Source organism: Bythopirellula polymerisocia (assembly GCF_007860015.1).
GTDB lineage: Bacteria > Planctomycetota > Planctomycetia > Pirellulales > Lacipirellulaceae > Bythopirellula > Bythopirellula polymerisocia.
Genome location: NZ_SJPS01000001.1, coordinates 208907 through 228625, shown reverse-complemented (window position 1 = coordinate 228625; position 19719 = coordinate 208907). Strand labels below are relative to the sequence as shown.

The 19719-nt window shown below is 53.9% G+C and carries 14 protein-coding genes and 1 pseudogene; 4 read left to right on the top strand and 11 right to left on the bottom strand.

The window, feature by feature from the left end:
• Window positions 1–42: 42 nt before the first annotated feature.
• Window positions 43–1656: a sigma-54-dependent Fis family transcriptional regulator gene (locus Pla144_RS00900; RefSeq protein ID WP_146447443.1), complete on the top strand. Its 1614-nt coding sequence runs from the start codon at window positions 43–45 to the stop codon at window positions 1654–1656.
• A gap of 276 nt (window positions 1657–1932) precedes the next feature.
• Here Pla144_RS00900 and Pla144_RS00895 read toward each other — a convergent pair whose 3' ends face one another.
• From Pla144_RS00895 to Pla144_RS00885, 3 genes are all read right to left on the bottom strand, one after another.
• On the bottom strand, window positions 1933–2271 hold the full coding sequence (locus Pla144_RS00895) for an amidase family protein (RefSeq protein WP_146447442.1): 339 nt from the start codon (window positions 2269–2271) through the stop codon (window positions 1933–1935).
• 187 nt (window positions 2272–2458) lie between these two features.
• Complete coding sequence (locus Pla144_RS00890) at window positions 2459–4063, bottom strand: phytoene desaturase family protein (RefSeq protein WP_146447441.1); 1605 nt, start codon at window positions 4061–4063, stop codon at window positions 2459–2461.
• Between the two features lie 179 nt (window positions 4064–4242).
• Window positions 4243–5943 carry an FAD-dependent monooxygenase gene (locus tag Pla144_RS00885; protein WP_146447440.1) on the bottom strand — a complete coding sequence of 567 codons (1701 nt, stop codon included), beginning with the start codon at window positions 5941–5943 and terminating at the stop codon, window positions 4243–4245.
• Between the two features lie 21 nt (window positions 5944–5964).
• On the opposite strand from Pla144_RS00885, the pseudogene Pla144_RS25400 reads away from it, so the two are divergent.
• Window positions 5965–6769: pseudogene (locus Pla144_RS25400) on the top strand (SDR family NAD(P)-dependent oxidoreductase).
• 374 nt (window positions 6770–7143) lie between these two features.
• On the opposite strand, the gene glmS reads toward Pla144_RS25400, so the two are convergent.
• The gene (gene glmS / locus Pla144_RS00870) at window positions 7144–9009 is read right to left on the bottom strand and encodes a glutamine--fructose-6-phosphate transaminase (isomerizing) (protein ID WP_146447437.1); all 1866 of its coding nucleotides are present in this window, start codon (window positions 9007–9009) and stop codon (window positions 7144–7146) included.
• A gap of 226 nt (window positions 9010–9235) precedes the next feature.
• Between glmS and kdsB the strand changes: the two genes are divergently transcribed.
• Window positions 9236–10021 carry a 3-deoxy-manno-octulosonate cytidylyltransferase gene (kdsB, locus tag Pla144_RS00865; protein ID WP_146447436.1) on the top strand — a complete coding sequence of 262 codons (786 nt, stop codon included), beginning with the start codon at window positions 9236–9238 and terminating at the stop codon, window positions 10019–10021.
• Here kdsB and Pla144_RS00860 read toward each other — a convergent pair.
• From Pla144_RS00860 to Pla144_RS00845, 4 genes are all read right to left on the bottom strand, one after another.
• Window positions 10003–11550 carry a hypothetical protein gene (locus tag Pla144_RS00860; protein ID WP_146447435.1) on the bottom strand — a complete coding sequence of 516 codons (1548 nt, stop codon included), beginning with the start codon at window positions 11548–11550 and terminating at the stop codon, window positions 10003–10005. The genes kdsB and Pla144_RS00860 overlap by 19 nt on opposite strands.
• An 83-nt stretch (window positions 11551–11633) precedes the next feature.
• A complete protein-coding gene (locus Pla144_RS00855) occupies window positions 11634–13115 on the bottom strand; it encodes a hypothetical protein (RefSeq protein ID WP_197530295.1) in 1482 nt (493 codons plus the stop codon).
• A gap of 131 nt (window positions 13116–13246) precedes the next feature.
• The gene (locus Pla144_RS00850; RefSeq protein WP_146447433.1) at window positions 13247–14005 is read right to left on the bottom strand and encodes a class I SAM-dependent methyltransferase; all 759 of its coding nucleotides are present in this window, start codon (window positions 14003–14005) and stop codon (window positions 13247–13249) included.
• Between the two features lie 26 nt (window positions 14006–14031).
• Window positions 14032–15324: a glycosyltransferase family 2 protein gene (locus Pla144_RS00845; protein WP_146447432.1), complete on the bottom strand. Its 1293-nt coding sequence runs from the start codon at window positions 15322–15324 to the stop codon at window positions 14032–14034.
• Window positions 15325–15464: 140 nt separating this feature from the next.
• Between Pla144_RS00845 and Pla144_RS00840 the strand changes: the two genes are divergently transcribed.
• Entirely contained in the window at window positions 15465–16502 is a 1038-nt protein-coding gene (locus tag Pla144_RS00840) for an SDR family oxidoreductase (protein ID WP_146447431.1), read from the top strand.
• A 1009-nt stretch (window positions 16503–17511) separates the two neighbouring features.
• Here the strand turns inward: Pla144_RS00840 and Pla144_RS00835 are convergent.
• From Pla144_RS00835 to asnS, 3 genes are read right to left on the bottom strand one after another with little or no spacing between them, the layout of a single operon-like run.
• Window positions 17512–17940: a helix-turn-helix domain-containing protein gene (locus Pla144_RS00835; protein WP_197530294.1), complete on the bottom strand. Its 429-nt coding sequence runs from the start codon at window positions 17938–17940 to the stop codon at window positions 17512–17514.
• Window positions 17941–17944: 4 nt separating this feature from the next.
• Complete coding sequence (locus Pla144_RS00830) at window positions 17945–18247, bottom strand: type II toxin-antitoxin system HigB family toxin (protein ID WP_146447429.1); 303 nt, start codon at window positions 18245–18247, stop codon at window positions 17945–17947.
• A 52-nt stretch (window positions 18248–18299) separates the two neighbouring features.
• A complete protein-coding gene (asnS, locus tag Pla144_RS00825; protein ID WP_146447428.1) occupies window positions 18300–19706 on the bottom strand; it encodes an asparagine--tRNA ligase in 1407 nt (468 codons plus the stop codon).
• Window positions 19707–19719 lie beyond the last annotated feature (13 nt).

Below are 19719 nucleotides of genomic sequence, written 5' to 3'. Positions count from 1 at the left end.
TAATTCCGTTGAAGATCAACGAGATATCGTTATCCTGGAGGTATGGCCGTTCTCAAGAATAAAACGCCGCTGTTCGACGACCCGAAACAGCTCCTGCTAGACCTTGCACAAGAACGTGACTTGGCATCGCTCCTCAAGCTGCTGGTGGCACGAATCGGCAATTCAGAGTCGGTCGCGTTGGTGCGACTCTGGCTGGTTAGGCCGGGCGACATCTGCCAGAAATGCGCGCTGCGAGACGAATGTCCTGACCGCTCCCAATGCCTCCACCTAGTGGCGAGCCAAGGTCGGTCGATCGCCGAGCCGGATAAAGACCTTACTCGTCTCGACGGTCGCTTTCGTCGGTTTCCGATAGGCGTACGTAAAGTCGGGCGGATCGCACTGACTGGCGAGGCGATCGAAGCGCCCGACTTGGCCGAGATGCCAGAGTGGATTGTAGACCCTGATTGGGTCCGCGCCGAAGGCATCACGGGGTTTGGAGGGCAACCACTTAGTCACCACGGCATGGTACTAGGGGTGTTGGGTGTGTTCGGCAGAGTTCGAATCGGCGAAGAGTGCTTCAACTGGCTGCGGATGATTGCCGACCACGCCGCAGTCGCGATCGCCCATTCCTACGCTTGGGAGGAGGTTCAGCAGCTTCGTAAACGACTTGAGGAGGAGAACGAATACCTGCAACAAGAGGTCGCTTTGGAGCAGGGAATTGGCGAGATGCTCGGAACCAGCCCGGCCTTGAGGAATGTCGCGCAACAGATTGATCTTGTGGCTCCCACCGATTCGACGGTGCTCATTCTGGGCGAGAGTGGTGCCGGAAAGGAACTTGTCGCACGAGAATTGCACCGGCGTAGCGGCAGGGCCGACCGCCCTCTTATCAAGGTGAACTGCGCAGCCGTTCCGCGCGAGCTATTCGAGAGCGAGTTTTTCGGACATGTGAAAGGCGCATTCACTGGCGCACTCCGCGACCGTTTGGGACGATTTGAACTTGCCGACGGAGGAACCCTGTTTCTCGACGAGGTTGGCGAGGTGCCGCTCGACCTGCAGAGCAAGCTGCTCCGAGTGCTCCAGGAAGGCGATTTCGAGCGTGTTGGCGAGGAGAAGACGCGGCGCGTTGATGTGCGAGTGATAGCAGCAACTAACCGAGACTTGCGCGAAGAATCCCAGCATCGCCGATTCCGTGAAGATCTGTACTACCGACTAAGTGTGTTTCCTGTCGCGCTGCCACCCTTGCGTGAGCGGCAGGAAGACATCGGGCTGTTGGCAGATCATTTTTTGCAAAGTGCGTCGCGCCGGTTCGGCGTCGATCCTCCAAGACTGACCAAGGCCGTGGTGCGACAGCTTGAGCAGTACAACTGGCCCGGCAACATACGTGAGCTGCAGCACGTGATCGAGCGTGGAGTAATCCTGTCGCAAGGCGGGCCGCTGCGCGTGAGTCTGGATGAGAAGCCCATCGATCCAGGAAAGTCGTCAGCAGTTACTGAATCAGAGTTGCTCACCGACGCTCAGATTCGCGAGATAGAGAGGACGAATCTGCGCCGTGCTCTCGACGCAGCGGATGGAAAGGTGTACGGACCAGGTGGAGCTGCCGACCTCTTGGGGGTCAAACCTACGACGCTCAACTCTCGACTTAGGTCGATGGGAATCAAAAGGAAATACTCAAGTTAATTCGCCAGTCCCTTCGACATCGTTGCATCTGCTTCCGGACCTGACTTCTGACACCACCAACATTGGGAATGTGTCAAGATCGAATAAGCATTCGTTGGCAACGGTTTAGACAGAATTGAGCGAGATGAAGCGACCTCTGCAAGTTTCGCTATTCGCGAACTGTAATCGGATGCATCACCCGCGGCGGTTTAGAACTTTGGCAAACTGCTGGAGGTGTTTCGCGTTGGCAGACGCGTCAGCGAGTTCTGGTCAGTGAAAAGCGCATTCAAATCGATCTCACCTAGCAACGTTGGGCGGCCTGCGAGCGGCTGCTTTCGTGACCCAGAACGAACCGCCAGTCGTCATCATCCGGTCCGCCGTATCCAGGCTATCCTTCACGACAACGGGCACACCATGCAATGGTCCCCTAACTTTGCCGTCTCGCCTTTCCTTGTCGAGCCCCCTAGCGATTTCAAGGGTGTCAGGATTAACCTCTATCACACTACGCAGGGTCGGTCCAGCTACGTCGATCTCCCCAATCCGATGCAATATCCGTTCGCAAACGCTGGTCGAAGTCCATTCTCCAGAGTCAAAAGCTCGTTGCCAGTCGGCGATTGACCATTCTGGAAAGTCCATCGTACAGCTCGATTCCACTATGACTTTACCGTTCAGAAAACTACTCGAAATCTACAAGCCACCCAACTCCATCGTCAATCCGCAATCAAGACCGTAGCGTAGAATCGTGACTTACTCGTACAATGAAACTGGGGCTTGGGTTCAATCCTCAATTGAAGTTGTTTACCCTGAGGGAGCCGCGCCCTTGTTATTGGATGTCCTTATTGCAGCTCATTTCCAGAAAGTCGAGCCCTAAGTCCTGATAGATCACCTGAGCCGCATTCCGGCCTGGTGCCATCGTCACGCCTGGACCGGGATGGCTACCCGATCCGCACAAGTAAACGTTGCTGATTGGCGACCGATAGCCACCGAGTTCCGGTATTGGTCGCATCCTGCCTACTTGATATGGTAGGAAGGCACCATGCGAATTGGTCCCCTCCAAGGCGCTCGGCAACAACGTTTCAATGTCCACAGGGCTGTGGACGACCCGGTTTATGATTCTGCCGGCAAGGTTCGGACTATACTTTTTAGTCATCAGCTCAATGACACGATCAGCAAATGGCTCTTTGACGTCGTCCCACTCGGTTCCCTTGATGCGACCAGCCGCATCGCCATTGATTCGATAGGGAACAGGTTGCACGACCAGCTTCATCAGTGCTTTGCCATTTGGTGCGCGACTCTTATCGCCAGCGGTGTCATTGCACACGAGAAAAAACGGTTGTTCTGGCAGTAGGCCACCGCGGGCATCGGAGTAGGCGCGAGAAAAGTATTCCGTTGACGGTTCGCTGGGATGCGCGTAAACAGACTGGCTAACTGCGCCCCCTGCTGCAAATTCAGGGGGTCGATCGAGCGCAAGATAGATCACCATCACGGGTTCGCCGAGCTCATATCGCCGCATCTTGTTGGCCACCTGGGGTCCTACCTCTCGTTCTCCCAATAGATCGAGCACCAGGTGCCGTGGATGTGCGCTCGAGGAGATGAGCTTCTTGCATAGAATCTGCCGACCATCGGCCAGTTCTACGCCAATGGCCTTACCCCACTCTATGAGGATCTGGCTTACCTGCGCGTCGAGGAGGATGCTGCCACCATGTGCTTCGAGAAAGCCGGCGAGCGCCAATGGGAGACGACGCATGCCCCCCTTTACCACATTGTTTCCAAAGTGTTGGATCACCATTGAAAACAGACAAGCAATACTTCCGCCCCCCACATCGTCAGGCGCAGCTCCCACGTGCGCACCCCACGCAGTCGCCAGACACTTGGTTTCTTCGGCCTCAAATACCTCGTTGCACCAGGAGCGCAGGCTCTGCATTTCGCACCGATAATGGTCTAGACCGACTGGCGATTGTTCTTCGGCAGCCTGATCGGCGAAAGTCGCCGGAGGGCGGTTCATTGATGCACAGATGGCATCTTTTTGTTCCAGAAACTCCTGATAGAGCCTTCGCCAGGTTTGTGAGTCGCGTTCAGAAAACCGACTGATACTCTCGCACGTTCTGTCGATATCGCGATAGACCGTAATTGCGCGGCCATTCGGGAACGGATGGGACCAGCACGGATCTGGATGCAACAGTTCGTAGCCGTACTCAGCTAACCGAAGCTCATCCGGCACAGGTGAGAAATTCGCGAATTGAATGCAGAGCGCGTGGGTGTCCGAATGGAAACCGGGAAGCGTGACCTCTTCCGTATTCGTCATTCCCCCCATGGAGCTGCACTTCTCCAGCAAGAGCACTTTGAGTCCAGCCTTCGCTAGGTAACAGGCACAGACCAAGCCGTTATGCCCGCCGCCAATCACGATCGCGTCACAGTCAGCTGACATGTCCAAAACCTCACCTTCATAGTTCTGCCCTCACAGGCAGTGAAACGTGCATGTCGTAGATTTGTGGGAGAAGTGATTTTTAATGATACCAGTTCCAGTAAGAATTACGATTAGCAGTGATTTGAAATTCTGGATTGCAAGTTTTACGTTCGGCCTTGGCCTCTAGACTTTGAACCCACCTACATCACACTCGCGAGATAAGCATCTAGACTGTCGAGTTGGAAGCTGCGATACGCGATGTAACCATCGGGACGAATCAGATACATGCAGGGGCCCACAGCACCGTATCGCTGGTGCAATGAAGACTGAAGATCCTCGATTGCAACAACGCCAGCCGGCAACATGGCACTGGGGATCGGCTTGCCCACAAGGAAGACATTGATCCAATGCTGGTGTTTGTCTGCTATCTCGCCGGCAACTTGCGTGATCTCCTCGGACGGCTCGTCCTGGTGCAATCCAGTGAAAAGCAAAAGGCGATGCTGTGTTCCGCGGAGCAGTTCGAAGAAGCTGCACGTTGCGCCATCAAGGACAAGAGGCCCAGCATCGACAACCTGCGAACCAGCGTGCGGCCCTGCATCGAATTCGCCGTCAGATTCGATACAGAGAGGACTCGACCTATAGTCCAAATCAAGCTCCTCGGAACGGCGTCTCGCTCGCTGTTTCTCGCTCTCGGGCACAAACATATGTTTGCACAATCTCTTCCGAGCCGACTGCGAAAGATGCGGGAACATTTCGGTCTGCTCCGTCGCCGATCGCGTCATGGCGATTACGTCCTCGGCAACTCTGCGACGCTCAGATTCGTACGTGTCGAGCCATTTCTCGGGCACTACTCCTTGCAACACTAACGCCACTTTCCATGCCAGATTGTGGGCATCCTGAATGCCCGTATTCATTCCTTGGCCGCCAATCAAGCTATGGATATGGGCCGCGTCGCCTGCGAGAAAGACGCGACCCTGTCGATAGTGCGGTGCCAATCGATAGTGAATATGAAAGGAGGCCAGCCAACGAGGATCTCCAAGACGAAAAATGCCGCCGCTTCGCCGAATTACTAGGTCTTGCATCTGTTCCAGTGTGGGCGCCTCGTGCGGGTCGCTGGAGCTCTTCCCCGATGCCACGACAAGACGTCGGCCCTCGTCCAGCACGAAGAAGAACAACTCACCCTCGTCGTGGAGATAGATGTGTACGTCGTCTGGCTGCAGCGGACCCTCGACAATCACGTCAGCCAATAAGTACGGTAAGAGGTCCGCCTCGCCAGGAAAGCCCACGCCAGACAAGTGTCGCACGGTACTGTGCGCGCCGTCGCACCCGATGAGCCAGGGGGTCTCGATCGTCTCTTGAGCACCGGATGCGTGGCGGAGTTCCACGCGAACTCCCGAATCGTGCTCGACGAAACTCGTCAACTCGGTGTCACGTTCGACGGTCACACCCAGGTTATTGAGATGCCGTTCCAGAATCGCTTCCGTCTTGGCCTGTGACAATGCGATGCCGTACGGAAAAGGGGAATCAGCTTCGTTCTCCTGCGACTCTCCGACAAGTTTCCCGTCGGCGTAGAGAAGAATCCGGCGCATGGGCTGTCCGATGGGAACGATCTGGTCGACAAGACCAAGGCCGTGGAATATCTCCAGTGTCCGCGAGTGAAGTAGCGTCGCACGAGAGTGGGGATCGATTCCCGGCGACTTATCGACAATTCGCACAGTCGCGCCATGGCGGGCCAACTCCGCAGCCATCATCAATCCCGTCGTCCGACCACCCACGACTAACAGGGGTACCGACGGCATCAACATGGTAAGCTCTTGGTAGGCTGCAAACTGAGAATCTTTTGCCTCCCAATCTACCCGACCAACAAGCATCGTGGTAGTAGAACGCAGCAGAAAGTCCAAGCCTATAAGCTGCTGATTCAAATGTTGAAAGGAATACTGATGAAAACCGGCATATTTTCGGGAAAGCGGGCTGTTGTAACGGGCGGAAGTCGTGGCATTGGCCGTGGAATAGTTAGACGCCTCGGATCCGAGAGTGCTGAAGTTTGTATCATTGCCTGTTCACAGGATGTTCTGGCAGACACCATAATAGAGATAGAGCAAAAAGGCGCGACTTGTTACACCGTCAGCAGTGATCTCGCGACGACCGATGGGGCAAGAACAGCAGCTGAGAGGGTACTGTCGATCTCTCCACGTTGGAATATCCTGGTGAATTGCGCCGGAAATCCGCCAGGACCGATGCTTCTTGAGATGGACGTCGACTACTGGGACAGAACTTTCGCCATACATTGTCGCTCCATTTATCCTGGCTCAGTCACTCGTGCCTGAGATGATCAAAGGCGGAGGCGGCAACATCCTCAACATCTCGTCGTCAGCTTCGCTCGTCGCCTGCCGTGGACACGGTGCCTATGCGCCCGCCAAGTCGAGCTTGAATATGCTGACTCGCGAAATGGCCTTGGAATGGGGACGGCACAACATCAAGGCAAACACGATCTGCCCTACCGCAGTGATGACGGATCTAGGTCAGCAAGTATGGGGCAGCCATCCGATGCAGGCGGAATGGTTAAGGGCAAAGATACCTGCCGGACGGTTCGCCGAGGTGTCGGACGTGGTTGAGCTTACCACCTACTTGCTAGGTCCGAAAAACACGTTCGTCAATGGTGCGATCATCCCTTGCGACGGTGGACTGCTCGTTGGGTATGCCGACGATCCTCCCCAAGATAACTGAACGACCTGGGCGATGATTAGGCCTGCTTTCCCTTATTAAAATAACAACACAGCTCGACGGATATCGAATATTCCCTCGGCGACGAGCCAATTACTATATTCCCAGTCTGTGTAGACCTCCCTGCTATTCAATTCTCCGATGGAGGATCTGGCGTATCCTGTGGTCAGGGAAATACCACGAAAATTGGGGAGTTTAGGCACACCTCTCACAGTTCCCTTCTCGGATTCGTGACTGCGGATGCATCACTATCATCATCGAAGGATATTCGCTAACTCGCAGCGGTGTCCTCGCAGAGACTGCACCGCTGTAGGTTAGATTGGGAGCTAACTCGCTGAGAATTGTCCAACCGCCACCTCGGGTGTCTACCGTCAATCTCACTCCACCGTCACGCTTTTCGCCAGATTGCGTGGTTTGTCGACGTCGCATCCGCGGGCGATTGCGATGTGGTAGGCTAAAAGTTGCAGCGGCACAGAAGCCACGATCGGTTGGAGAAAGTCCGTGACGGGTGGGATGTGAATGACGTCGTCGGCCAAGTCACAGACGCGGCTGTCGTCGTCGTCTACGATGGCGATGACGGGACCACGGCGGGCTTTGATCTCTTCTATATTGGCCAGCACTTTGTCGTAAACAGGACCTTGCGGAACGATGAATACGCTAGGGGTGTTTTCGTCCACAAGAGCAATCGGACCGTGCTTCATTTCGGCAGCCGGGTACCCTTCGGCGTGTATGTAGCTTATTTCTTTGAGCTTAAGGGCTCCCTCGAGGGCAGTCGGAAAATTGTATTGCCGGCCAAGATAGAGGAAGTTATTGCAGTCGGCATACTTCTCCGCGATCCGACGAGCGTGGCTGTTCGTCTCCAAGGCCCGTTCGACCTGTTCGGGAAGCCGCTCGAGCTCCTCGATGATCCGCAGTCCACCTTCGTAACTCAAGTGATGCAATCTGCCAAAATACAGTGACAGCAACGACATCACTACACACTGAGCAGTGAAAGCCTTAGTGCTGGCGACGCCAATCTCCTGTCCGGCGTGCAAATAGATCCCGCCGTCCGCCTCGCGGGCAATCGTGCTTCCGACGACGTTGCAAATCGACATCGTGGGATGTCCCTTGCGTTTCATTTCGCGCAAGGCAGCCAGGGTATCAATTGTCTCTCCACTTTGGGTAAGCGCGAACAGCAGCGTTTGATTGTCGAGCGGCGGATTGCGGTAGCGCAACTCGCTGGCGTACTCCACTTCGACGGGAATCCGCGCCAAGTTTTCGATCATGTACTCGCCCACCAGGGCGGCGTGCCAGCTAGTGCCGCAGGCAGTGAGCACCATTCGTTTTACGGACTGCAACTGATTGGGGCTCATGTTCAATCCGCCGAAGACGGCCGTTGCCGAGTCCTTGTCTAGTCGACCGCGCATTGCATTGCGGACCGTCTCGGGTTGTTCGTAGATCTCCTTGAGCATGAAGTGGGGGAAACCATTGAGCTCGACCTCGGTGGCATCGATCTCGAAAGTTTGTACATCGTGGGCGATGTCCCCCTGATCTCGATGGATGACACGAATCGTGTCAGAAGTCACTAGCGCGATTTCATTGTCTGCCAGATAGACAATCTTATTGGTCCGTCCAGCCAAGGGTGAGCTATCGCTGGCGATGAAGTTTTCGCCCTCTCCTACTCCGATCACTAAGGGGCTACCTAACCGGGCTGCCACAATCACATGTGGCCAGTCACGAAATACCATGGCCAGCCCATAAGTCCCTCGCAGTTTGGCAAGAGTCCTCTGTACCACTAGGATCAGTGGAGCCAACGGATCTTCGCTGTCCAAAGTTTGGTCAGACACTTTATCCAATTCATAGGCCAGCAGTTGTGCAACGACCTCGGTGTCGGTTGCTGACTTAAACTCGTAGCCCTTCTCGATCAGGTAATCCTTGATCGCGCGAAAGTTTTCGATCACACCATTGTGAACCAGGGCGAGAATCTGATCGCTGTCGCAATGAGGATGCGCATTTTCGTCATTTGCCGGTCCGTGGGTCGCCCAACGCGTATGTCCGATGCCGATGGAACCATGATGCTGACGCCGCTTAAGGAGCGAGGCCAAGTCTTCGACCCGGCCGGCGGTCTTGGCGATGTCTAGTTCTCCGTCTTCCAACGTGGCAATGCCCGAACTGTCGTATCCCCGATATTCAAGTCGACGAAGTCCGTCGAGAAGAAACTCTGCCGCGGGGACATGTCCGATATAACCAACAATTCCACACATAAGATTTCTCGATCAGAGAGAGAGTTATACAAATTGCTAGCATTCCCCTGATACGTTGGGATAGCATTTCCATTTTACCACGATACTGGGAATTCAACCACGGCAGCCGATGAATCAGGATGGCCCTAGGGCTGAGGTCCCAGGCACGATTGCCATGGAATGGAATTCCAATAATCGCTATTACTTCCCATCTTCATTTTTATATGAAACAGCATTGAGGAATTCCATGCAGAACACATCCAGCCACGAAAAGTGCATACTTGTGATCCCCGCCCGACGCAACTCGACCCGTCTTCCCGACAAAATGTTGCTGAGGGAAACGGGCAAGACTTTGCTGGAACACACTTACTCGGCGGCAAATGCCGCCAAGAATCTCGATGCAGTTTTCATTGCCACGGACGACGAGGAGATTGCCGCCGAGGCCCGGCGTTTTGGAGCCCAGGTCGTGATGACCAGCCCCGATTGCCCTAGCGGCACGGACCGGGTGGCAGAGGTTGCCCGAGCGATTCCCGATGCCCAGATCATTATCAATCTGCAAGGGGACGAACCAGAGACCGACCCTAAGGCCATTGATGAATTGGCAAGTTTACTTAAGTGCCATCCCCAGTCTTCAATGGCGACGCTGGCCGCACCTATCCGAGAGCGAGCAATTTTGAATGACCCGGCCTGCGTGAAGGTCGTGTTTGACAACCAGGGTCGCGCGATGTATTTCAGCCGCAGTCCAATACCTCATCCTCGTGAGTGGAATGTGTCACTGCTCGCAACGGAACCGCCAACCTTTTTCCTGCACATAGGCATCTATGCCTACCGACGCGATTTGCTGCTAAGATTCGCCAGTTTGCCCATGGGGCGAACCGAGCAAATCGAGAAACTTGAGCAATTGAGGATTCTCGAACAGGGTGAATCGATTCTGATCTGCCAGATCAACCATCCCACTCGGGGCATCGACACCCCGGGAGACTATGCCGCCTTTGTCGCCCGCCACCGAGCCAGTCAGTCTGTCGCGGCATAGGGGTACGGTACCTGACAAGGCACAAGCTCCAGCACTGGTGCATCAGCCTCCAAAAGCCAAACCTTGCGATCGCTGAAGTAGTCGACCAGCCGACGGTCAGCTTCGGGACCCATTTCCCGCGCCCAAACAATTTCGGCTGTATCGATTTCCGCACGATTGTAGACCCACTCGGAGTTTGGATCGTGTCCGCTGCTATAACGCACAAAGACAAGGTCTTTCGCCGGAGTGGCGTTGAGTTGGTCAACTAGACGAGCCCGCTCCCATCGCGCGCCTGAGGGCTGCCACTGCGAGTATTGTATGTACATAAAAACGAGCAAAGTCGCTTGGCAGCCCAAGAGGATAGGAACTGTCCAATCTGCCCAAGGATAGCTTCGTGAGCCAGCCCGCAGATATCGCAGCCCCTCGACGACCAGCAACAACAACAGTGGCGCAATTGCGGCGTAGTAATGAGGATACATCCAAGGAACGGCCAATTCGGCTAGCAGAAAGACCATAGTTCCTGTCCATGCGTACCGCAATCGTCGATCTTTCAAGAGCCATGGCAAAGTGAAGAGCGAAACTGCAAGCGGTAGGCCTAAGTAGAATACGCCCAAGTTCCAAAAGCCTTCAGCTTTCGCCCCTAGGAAACCGGCCATTGTACTTTGTCGTAGATAATCTTGAATTTCCCAAACCGTCTGATACACGCGGATCGCTTCGTGCCGATAGGATGGCACTGCAGGGATAGATTGCCAAAGAAATAGCGGACTATATCCGTAAGTCGCTCCGTGAACGCTATAGGGAAGCACAAACGGTGAACCAGTCACGGCGTCGTTGTAATTGGCAACTCCGGCTAGACCTACTGCCAGCACCGCAGCGGCTGGAAGGACAGTTTTCGAAAGCGTTATTCGCAAGGGAAACCGCTGTAAAAAGAATAGTTGCCACGCCAGAGTGATCGCGACCTGGATACCAACAAGAAAACCTTCATAGGGTCGCGTGGCCGCGAGAATGATTGCGCCACCTGCGAGTAATACGGCTTCAAATGCTCTTGGATCGCGCAAGAGTCGTGGCAATGCTCCGAACATCAACGCTCCGCCTATCATTGGAAGCGCACCGCCCCAATAGCTGAGTGTCCAATGAAGGATGATCGAGTGGTTGAGGGCAACGAAAAGTCCTCCCACTAGCGCCCAACGATTGGGTAGCCAACCTCCGAGCATCCAACAGACCGCTGCTGAAGCAAGCGCGGTGCCAAGCACTGACCCGGCAATTGGATATCCAGTCAAGCGTGTTCCCAATGCCAGAAGAAGTCCTTGCCCCGGCTGGTATTTCGAGGAATATGTCGGCTCGTGGATTACGTGGATTGTTTCAAAATGCTGCCAGAAAGAGTGGGACGGATTAGTAAGTCTTCCTTCGAGAAACGTATCGGCAGCTAGCAGATAACTGAATTCATCGTGGACACCCGGCTGAGGAATACGAACCAGAACGAACAAGATGCCGACAAGCAGGCTCAGCGTACCGACCAACCCTATTGCCGCAGCTCGACTATGGACCACAAATTTGATTAGCCTTGAAAGCCAGTTTCGACAACTATGATCGAGCATGTTTGTTTTGCAGTGAGTTCAAGAAATCTGACCGATCATTGGCGGCTTGATGGGACACTGAGCGACTTGACCGGATGATCCCAAGGGCGCAAATTCGGCGAGTCGGCATCCGCTGCTAAGCGCCAAGCCTGGCGATCGGGGTAATACGCGCGCAGCTTGAGGTCTTCCTCTGGGGATATGCCTCGGGCCCAAATCACCTGGGCAGAATCAATATCGGCACGGTTGTAAACCCATTCTTGGAGGGTGTCATGGTCCGCATCGTAGTCGACAAACACAAGTTGCTTTTCTGGCAGGTCACTCAATTCAACCTGGATTGCTTGGCGAGCGTATTGCCACTCGGTACGGGGCGAAGTTTCATGCTTCCATGCTGCTCCTGCGAATAGCAGCATCTGTCCCATTAGCAATAGCGAGACCGGGTTTACAGGCCACGCCCACCCGCGAGTCGCTACGCTGAGGTTCCTAAGACCGTAAACCACGACCAGCAACAGAAGGGGAAATCCCGGTGCCAAATAATGGGGAAGGTTCCAGACCGTGACCTGTGTGAGCAACCAAAACAGACACAACACCATCAACGGTCCGCGCAACTTCCTTCCTCTCCACCACGGAAGCCCAAGCAGCGGAACTGCTGCAATTACCGGCAGCCAAAATTCCCCGAGGACTTGCAGCATTGCCCACTTTGCCTCGATGATGCCACTCCAAGTATCTTGCTCGCGATAGAAATTCATGGACCACTCACGATGAAACTTCGCCATGGTGAAATGGCGATACTGGCGGTCTTCTTGCGGTGCTTGCCACAGGAACAGGGGACACATTCCATAGGCCTGCTCATGCACTTGGTAAGGCATGGTGGTAGCCGATCCCGTGACGGCCAAATTGTAACTTGCCAAAGCCCATGCACCCGCTCCAAGGATTCCACATATTGGTAGCAGGACTTGCAAGACGAGTGGACGCCAAGCCGGCCAACCCAGCCGCATCCAGCCGAGTATCAACCAACCTCCAGAAAGCAGGCACAAAACGACTCCCTCAAAGGGACGCGTAACTGCTAGAATCGTGGCTCCACTCGCTAGCGCCAGTGAGTCTTGGCAGCGAATTGTCCTTTGCAGCCGTGGAATTGACCCCAGCACCAGCGCACCACCAATGCATGCCAAGGTACCTCCCCAGTATGATTGCCCCCACATGATCTGATAGCCTGGCAGGACAAGGAGCAGGCCAGCTCCCACGGCTGCCCAGCGTGCAGGAACCATTCCCAATAGCATCCAATAGCAGGCGAGCACCCCGAGCGCAGACATGATCCACACGCCCGCAATAGGTTGGCCCACCATCACCTGCCCCAGAGCCAGCATCAAGCCTTGTCCGGGTGGATATTTCGATGCATATGTGGGCTGATGGATGACGTGCATCGACTCGAAGTGTTTCCACATAGCATGCGGCGGATTAGTGAGGCGTCCCTCGGCGAAAGTATCTGCAGCAAGCAAGTACGAGAATTCGTCATGCACTCTCGGCACTGGCGGGTTCATGTGCGAAAGTCCCCAGCTAATCACTAAGCTGATCGCACAGACCAAAGATACCGACACAGCTGGCCTATTGACTGTGAACCGAGTCAACCGTCTCAACCCTTGTTGGCCACCAGAGTCCTTCATTGTGTAATTCACTGCCGCTCATTGATCAGTGGCTTCTGTGCCAAGACAAGGTACTGGGCCCCTAAAGGGAATCGATGAAACAACGATTCGAAACCCCTTAACCAACGCAGGGCATGAGGGAATAGAAACCAGGCATCTGTGCGAACCGTGGTGAAACCGGCAGACAGCAGGAGATGATTCGCCTCAAAGGGAGAAATCACAATCGCGTCTCGATCGAAGGGAATCCGGCTCATGACTAGCCGCGTGCCTGGATTCCAGGGGTTGTTTTCCCAAAAGGCAAACCATCCTCCGGGTCGTAAGGTGCGCCAGACCGTGGCCAGTGCCGTCGCTCGCTCGTCAGGAGGGATGTGGTGGAATACTCCATTGGTGTAGACCAGATCGCAAATTGATGTGGGAAGCACGTTGGCAGAGTCAACAAAATTATTGGTTGAGCAGGTGTGATCGCGTCGAGCTCGCTCAATTGCTGCTCTTGAGGGATCGAAGCCCCAAATGCAGTTCGGACACAAGATTTCGTTCAATAACGGTGTCGCGATTCCCACTCCGCAACCGAAATCTAGTACCGTGCTTATTTGAACGCCTTTGCTGTCAAGCAGCGAGCGAGTCCATTGGATTCTGCGTCGAGCGAAATACTCCGGCTTTTCGCCAGATACTGTCAGCCCATATTGCAGGGATTCTTCGTACTCACTGGCATAGTCGTCGAACGTTATTGATGGATCTGCGGACGACACGACGGGAGATGTTGCTGTTAGTTCGTCGACCGTGATCATGAATTGTGCCTTGCAATCAACAGCGATTATTTGCGACGACCCATCCGCAGGATGCTGACGAAAAAACTAGCGAAGATTGTTTGACAGCCGAGGGCTGCCAGGGTGACCCCGGGGATGACCCAACGCATGGTCGAGGAGTAATCAAGTGCTCCGAAGTTAGCATTCCACCAGGTACCAGTGGCCGCCAGCAGTAAACCGCTCCCCGTACAAAATGCTAGGACGCCACAAATCAGACACCGTTCCAAGTTCATGATTCTCAATAACCCACCGAACCGAATATCGTCAGGAAGCAGTCCCTCTGTAATGGCGAACGTTTTCGCAAAAACGGCAAATTGTACTAATTGAAAACCTAGCAAGATCGACAAGCTCGCAGCTAACAATGTATGCGCGTCGAGTGTTGCCCCTAAAATACTAGTACCCGGCATAGCCAGGACGTAACCCAGGATTCCCAGTAGTGCTAATCCAATACCTGGAACTAAGAACAACCACCGCGGGCTGTACATCAGGAAGAATCGCAGGGTCCTCCAGCCATCGCGGAAGGTCCGCATATGGGGAGCATGCGCCTTGCGACCGTCGGGGTGCAGTGTCGTGGGGACTTCGGCGATGTCGACCTCGAAGAGACTGCTTTTGATGATCATCTCCGTTGCGAATTCCATTCCAGTACAACGCAGATCGAGTCGATTGTAGAGCCGTTTGGTGAAACCACGGAGTCCGCAGTACACGTCGTGGATCGGTGCGCGAAACATGCGCTGGACGAGCCAGGAGAACATCGGGTTGCCCCACCAGCGGTGGAGCGTCGGCATCGCGCCTGGCATTACTTTGCCGCCGCCGCTTGGAAGGCGACAGCCTTGCACCAAGTCGTGGCCATCCCGCAGTTTGGCGACAAACTTGGGTATCTCCAAAAAGTCGTAGCTGTCGTCGGCATCCCCCATGATGACGAATTTTCCGCGAGTGGCACGTATGCCTCCCATGAGTGCGTTGCCGTAGCCTTTTTCTGTAACTAGTACGACTCGAGCCCCCAATTGACGGGCGATCTCTTGCGAGCCATCGGTGCTACCGTTGTCGGCAACGATCACTTCGCCCTCTATGCAGGCCTCGCGCATCGCGCGTTGGGCTTTCTCGATGCAGATAGCCAGGGTGTCTGCCTCGTTCAGGCAAGGCATGACTATCGAAACTTCAGGGACTGCCAGCTCGTCAACCGCCAGGGCTTCACGGACCGATTGCTCCGTTTCCTGCAAACGCAGCAGAATGCTGTCGGCGGTTGCCTCAACCTGTTGGGCTGGAGACTGCGGCAAACTCTCGGAAATAGATTGAGACATCTTGGGCCAGAAGGGATTCGAGGGCGAAAACTGCGGTGGGGAAGTGGGCCGACAAGCCTAGCTTTCGTAGGGAGAGAGTCAAAAACGAGCCGTCTACCGCGTACACGAGAAGTGCGACAACTGATACAATCCGAACTACAATGTCTGACTCCAGTTCTCATAACGATTTTGCTGTCCCCCTACCCTTGCTGATCACTGGCATCGCCGGGGTTGCCGGCTACAACGCTCTGGCCTACTTTCAGGAGCGTTACCCAGGTCAGGTGATTGGTATTCGCCAGGAAGACAATTGGCCCCTTACCCGTCTCGGAATCGAAGCCTGCAATGCCGAGGATCGCGACGCGCTATTGCGGTTGTTTGACAAGTACCAGTTTCGCTCGGTACTCAACTGTGCTGGCAACTGCGCGCTCAAAGCCTGTGAACTTGATTCACGCCTTGCCTGGAGGACGAATGTCGAGGGGATGATCACCCTTCTATCGATTTGCTGCGAGCGAGAAGTTCGGCTCGTGCACACGTCGATTGATTTAGTGTTTGCCGGTAGGGACCACATGTCTCCTTCCTGGCTTGGCTATTCGGAATCAGATCGGACCGATCCGGTGACGGTCTACGGCACAACGATGGTAGCAGCCGAGCAACTGCTACTCGACTCGATGCCCAGCGCGTGCACACTGCGGATATCGCTCCCGATGGGGATCAGTTTCAACGGCCACGCGGGGGCGATTGACTGGATTCAATCGCGATTCGCCAAGAACCGACCAGCGACGCTTTACTTTGATGAGGTTCGCACCCCAACCTACACCGACTGCCTGAACGAGGTTTATGGAACGCTTCTTGCCAATGACGTGGCTGGGCTATATCACGCCGGTGGCCCACGGCGTCTCTCGCTCTATCAGATCGCCCAAGTGATCAACCGCGTTGGTGGTTATGATCCTGCACTCTTGCAAGGCTGCCCAAGGAGAGAGGCTGGACCGATTCCACCTCGCGCGGGCAACGTGACCATGGATTCAACTCAACTCGCGAAAACTATCGGCTACCAACCGTTCGATCCCTGGCCGTTGGACGAAGAAATGGTTCCCACTCACGATGAGTGGCACTATGAACGAAATGGACTCCGGGGCTCACCAGATTTGCTTGCGGAGGTGTTGTATCGGAATCCTCGTAGAGCGAGCGGGGCAGCGTGAGCTAAAAACTTACACATCTACAGCAGAGTTCAATGAAGAATCGAATAGCTATAGCACTTTCCATTGTGATAGGACTGATATTTATCCACGCGGCAGTTTTTTCAAGCATGAGCTGGAGCGGATTTTTTCTTAAGGCCATACTACTCGGTATAGGCACAGGGATCGTTTTCTCTAGAGCTTGGTCTTTCTATATCGCATATGTATTGTTCATCTTGAATTCATTTAATCTGCTAGCTTGGTTACCCTTGAATCAAGCGCCCTACAGTAATCTGATTGGAATTTTCTCATACATTGACATTCCACTCCGTATCTCCTCTGCGATGATATGTTTATCCCTTTTAGCTATGACGGGTTGGACTCATTGTATTCTATTTAAGAACGATCATTGCAATGAGCCGGTCTCATTCGATACGCATCGCAAGAGATTAAAGGCAGTCGCAATTCTTAGCGGATTGTTAATAGTCGGACCAATTGCTTTATTCATTCTCGGAATAATTTGGGATCCTCCAGGAGGTCGTAACCCTGGAGGATTCTCGCCCGGCTTCGTGCCATTTTTAGCATTGATTGTAACAGGTCCTTTGATTCCAATTGGATTTGTTGGTATGGCCTTCTTGTCCTATATTCGCAAACGCTCCGTAAACCGAAGTAATCTCAACTCTCTTCAACATGAGAAAGAATAGCTAATGTTTGAAGTGAGTCATCAAGAATAGACTCTTCCAACTTCTCTCAAAACTCCGCATTCCCTGCCGTGCGCGGGAGCCGAATCAAGCCGCGGACCTCTCTATCTGGAAGGTCGCGTATGGCGATGACTACGCAACCTCCGAGTTCCAAGCCTTCCCCAAACCTAACGCGGGCCTGCTCACCACCTGGGGACTTGCAATCCTCGCGTTACTGCGACGAAAACTCCTCCGCGAGAACTGATTGGCATGTTAGGCCATACAGGACCTTCACCTTTCGGCAAGCGTGGCGGGATACAGGGCGAAACAAGGGCAGTCGCGGATGTTGGTCTTCAGTCGATGAAGAGTACAGGACTTACGCGGAACCTGGCTGATAGCTTCCGTAGATGCTCAACCGTTAGCGAACGATCTTCGTTGAGAATTTTAGAACCTAAGCTAACATGCACACCAAGTAGTCGTGCCAAGTCTGAAGCATTCATGTCGTTTTGCTCAAGCAAATGTCGGAGAGAATCAACTCCACTAATGTCGGAAACATCAATTTGATGGTGTGTCGTCTCATAGGCTTGCACTAATTGAACTAACGTCTCCAAATACTGCTTCTGATCTTTGGTCAGCCGACCAATTGTCGTCAACCGATCAATCATTTCGATCATCTCGTCATGATGTTCTTCATCTTGAACCGCACGTGGAGGAAGGACAGCCACCAACTCGCTAAACCGAGCGGGTAGTTTCTTCTGCGACTTTTTCTTTGTCAGTGCCATTGAACTACTCTTTCCATTTGTCTTCATCATACAGGTCGTGAGTCAACACCGCCCGGACGTTTACCAATTGAAAGTCGTATCGAATCCGAACAATCAAGCGATATTTATTTCCTCCGATGTTAAAGACAGTCACTGTATCCCCAGAGGGTGTTCGGACTCCGTCGGCATGAGGAAAATCTTGTCGAACATCGTGTAAAGCACGCCAGCGAGCATTGAGCGAAATACGATACCAATGTCGCAACGGCATCTCGGCATCAGGATGTTGTTCCCAAAACTCTCGCAATAGTTTGAGGCTAATGACTCTCACTTAGACAATATGTCTAATTATAGTGTGCAAGTCAAGAAAAGTCGATTTCAACTCAAAACTCCGCATTCCCCGGCGTGCGCGGAAACGGAATCACGTCGCGGATGTTAGCCATGCCGGTTACTGCTTGCACCATACGCTCCAGGCCTAGGCCGAAGCCGGAGTGTGGCACGGTGCCGAATTTTCGCAGGTCTAAATACCACCAGTAGTCGGCCGGATTAAGCCCCTGCTCTTCCATGCGGGCGGTCAGTACGTCGAGCGAATCTTCACGTTGGCTCCCTCCAATGATTTCGCCGACGCGTGGCACCAGAACATCCATCGCTCGCACGGTGCGACGATCATCAGCCTCTCCTTCGTTGACTTTCATGTAAAACGGTTTGATAGCTGCCGGGTAGTTGTACAGAATAACCGGTGCTTTGAGATGTTTTTCGGTGAGAAACCGTTCGTGTTCGGCCTGAAGGTCGGCCCCCCAAGCAATCGGGAATTCAAACTTCTCGCCGGAATTGATCAGTATCTCAATTGCCTCGGTGTAGCTAAGTCGCTCGAATTGACGTTCTGCAATGGTCTGCAAACTCTCCATGACCGTATTATCAATCCGCTCGTGAAAAAACTGCATGTCTTCTTCACATTCAGTGAGTACATCAGCGACGATCCGCTTTAAGAATCGCTCGGCAAGATCCATATTGTCAGTGAGCTCAAAGAATGCCGCTTCGGGTTCCACCATCCAGAACTCGGCCAGATGCCGGGAGGTGTTAGAGTTTTCTGCACGGAACGTGGGGCCGAATGTGTAAATTTTCCCAAGTGCGGTGGCGTAGATTTCGCCTTCTAGCTGACCCGACACTGTCAGGTAAGCGGGACGATCAAAAAAGTCCTGCTCGAAGTCGACCGCTCCCTCGGAATTGCGCGGAACATTCTCCGGGTCGATCGTGGTGACGCGAAACATCTCACCTGCCCCTTCGCAATCGCTCGCCGTGATGATGGGGGTGTGGATATAGAGAAAGCCGTCTTCTTGAAAGAAATCGTGGATCGAACGACAGATACGATTGCGTACACGCATCACGGCACCGAAAGTATTTGTGCGGGGACGCAGATGTGCCCACTCACGGAGCTTTTCCATTGAGTGACGCTTTTTTTGGAGTGGAAACTCTTCGGGATCGGCCCACCCGTGGACGGTCACCTCAGCTGCATGTAACTCAGTTGCTTGACCTTTTCCGCCCGAGGCCTTGATCTCACCACGCACTGAAACACTGCAACCCGCAGAAAGATGCTTTATCTCCGACTCGTAATTCGGGAGATCACCATCCGCCACCACCTGGATATTAGCCAAGCAACTGCCATCGTTGAGTTCCAGGAAGCTGAACCCTCCCTTGCTATCTCGGCGAGTTCGAATCCAACCCTGCAGCAGGGCCGGTTGGCCAATCACGTTGGCCTGCCTTGCCTTACGGACGGAGAGTTTTTGCATTGCAACTTCCTTG

Excerpts from the sequence above, each read along its gene's own strand:
- Pla144_RS00845 (WP_146447432.1), bottom strand. The coding sequence starts at position 15,324 with ATGTCTCAATCTATTTCCGAGAGTTTGCCGCAGTCTCCAGCCCAACAG.
- Pla144_RS00895 (WP_146447442.1), bottom strand. The coding sequence starts at position 2,271 with ATGGACTTTCCAGAATGGTCAATCGCCGACTGGCAACGAGCTTTTGAC.
- Pla144_RS00890 (WP_146447441.1), bottom strand. The coding sequence starts at position 4,063 with ATGTCAGCTGACTGTGACGCGATCGTGATTGGCGGCGGGCATAACGGC.
- Pla144_RS00835 (WP_197530294.1), bottom strand. The coding sequence starts at position 17,940 with ATGGCACTGACAAAGAAAAAGTCGCAGAAGAAACTACCCGCTCGGTTT.
- Pla144_RS00840 (WP_146447431.1), top strand. The coding sequence starts at position 15,465 with ATGTCTGACTCCAGTTCTCATAACGATTTTGCTGTCCCCCTACCCTTG.
- Pla144_RS00855 (WP_197530295.1), bottom strand. The coding sequence starts at position 13,115 with ATGAACCCGCCAGTGCCGAGAGTGCATGACGAATTCTCGTACTTGCTT.
- Pla144_RS00900 (WP_146447443.1), top strand. The coding sequence starts at position 43 with ATGGCCGTTCTCAAGAATAAAACGCCGCTGTTCGACGACCCGAAACAG.
- asnS (WP_146447428.1), bottom strand. The coding sequence starts at position 19,706 with ATGCAAAAACTCTCCGTCCGTAAGGCAAGGCAGGCCAACGTGATTGGC.
- glmS (WP_146447437.1), bottom strand. The coding sequence starts at position 9,009 with ATGTGTGGAATTGTTGGTTATATCGGACATGTCCCCGCGGCAGAGTTT.
- kdsB (WP_146447436.1), top strand. The coding sequence starts at position 9,236 with ATGCAGAACACATCCAGCCACGAAAAGTGCATACTTGTGATCCCCGCC.
- Pla144_RS00850 (WP_146447433.1), bottom strand. The coding sequence starts at position 14,005 with ATGATCACGGTCGACGAACTAACAGCAACATCTCCCGTCGTGTCGTCC.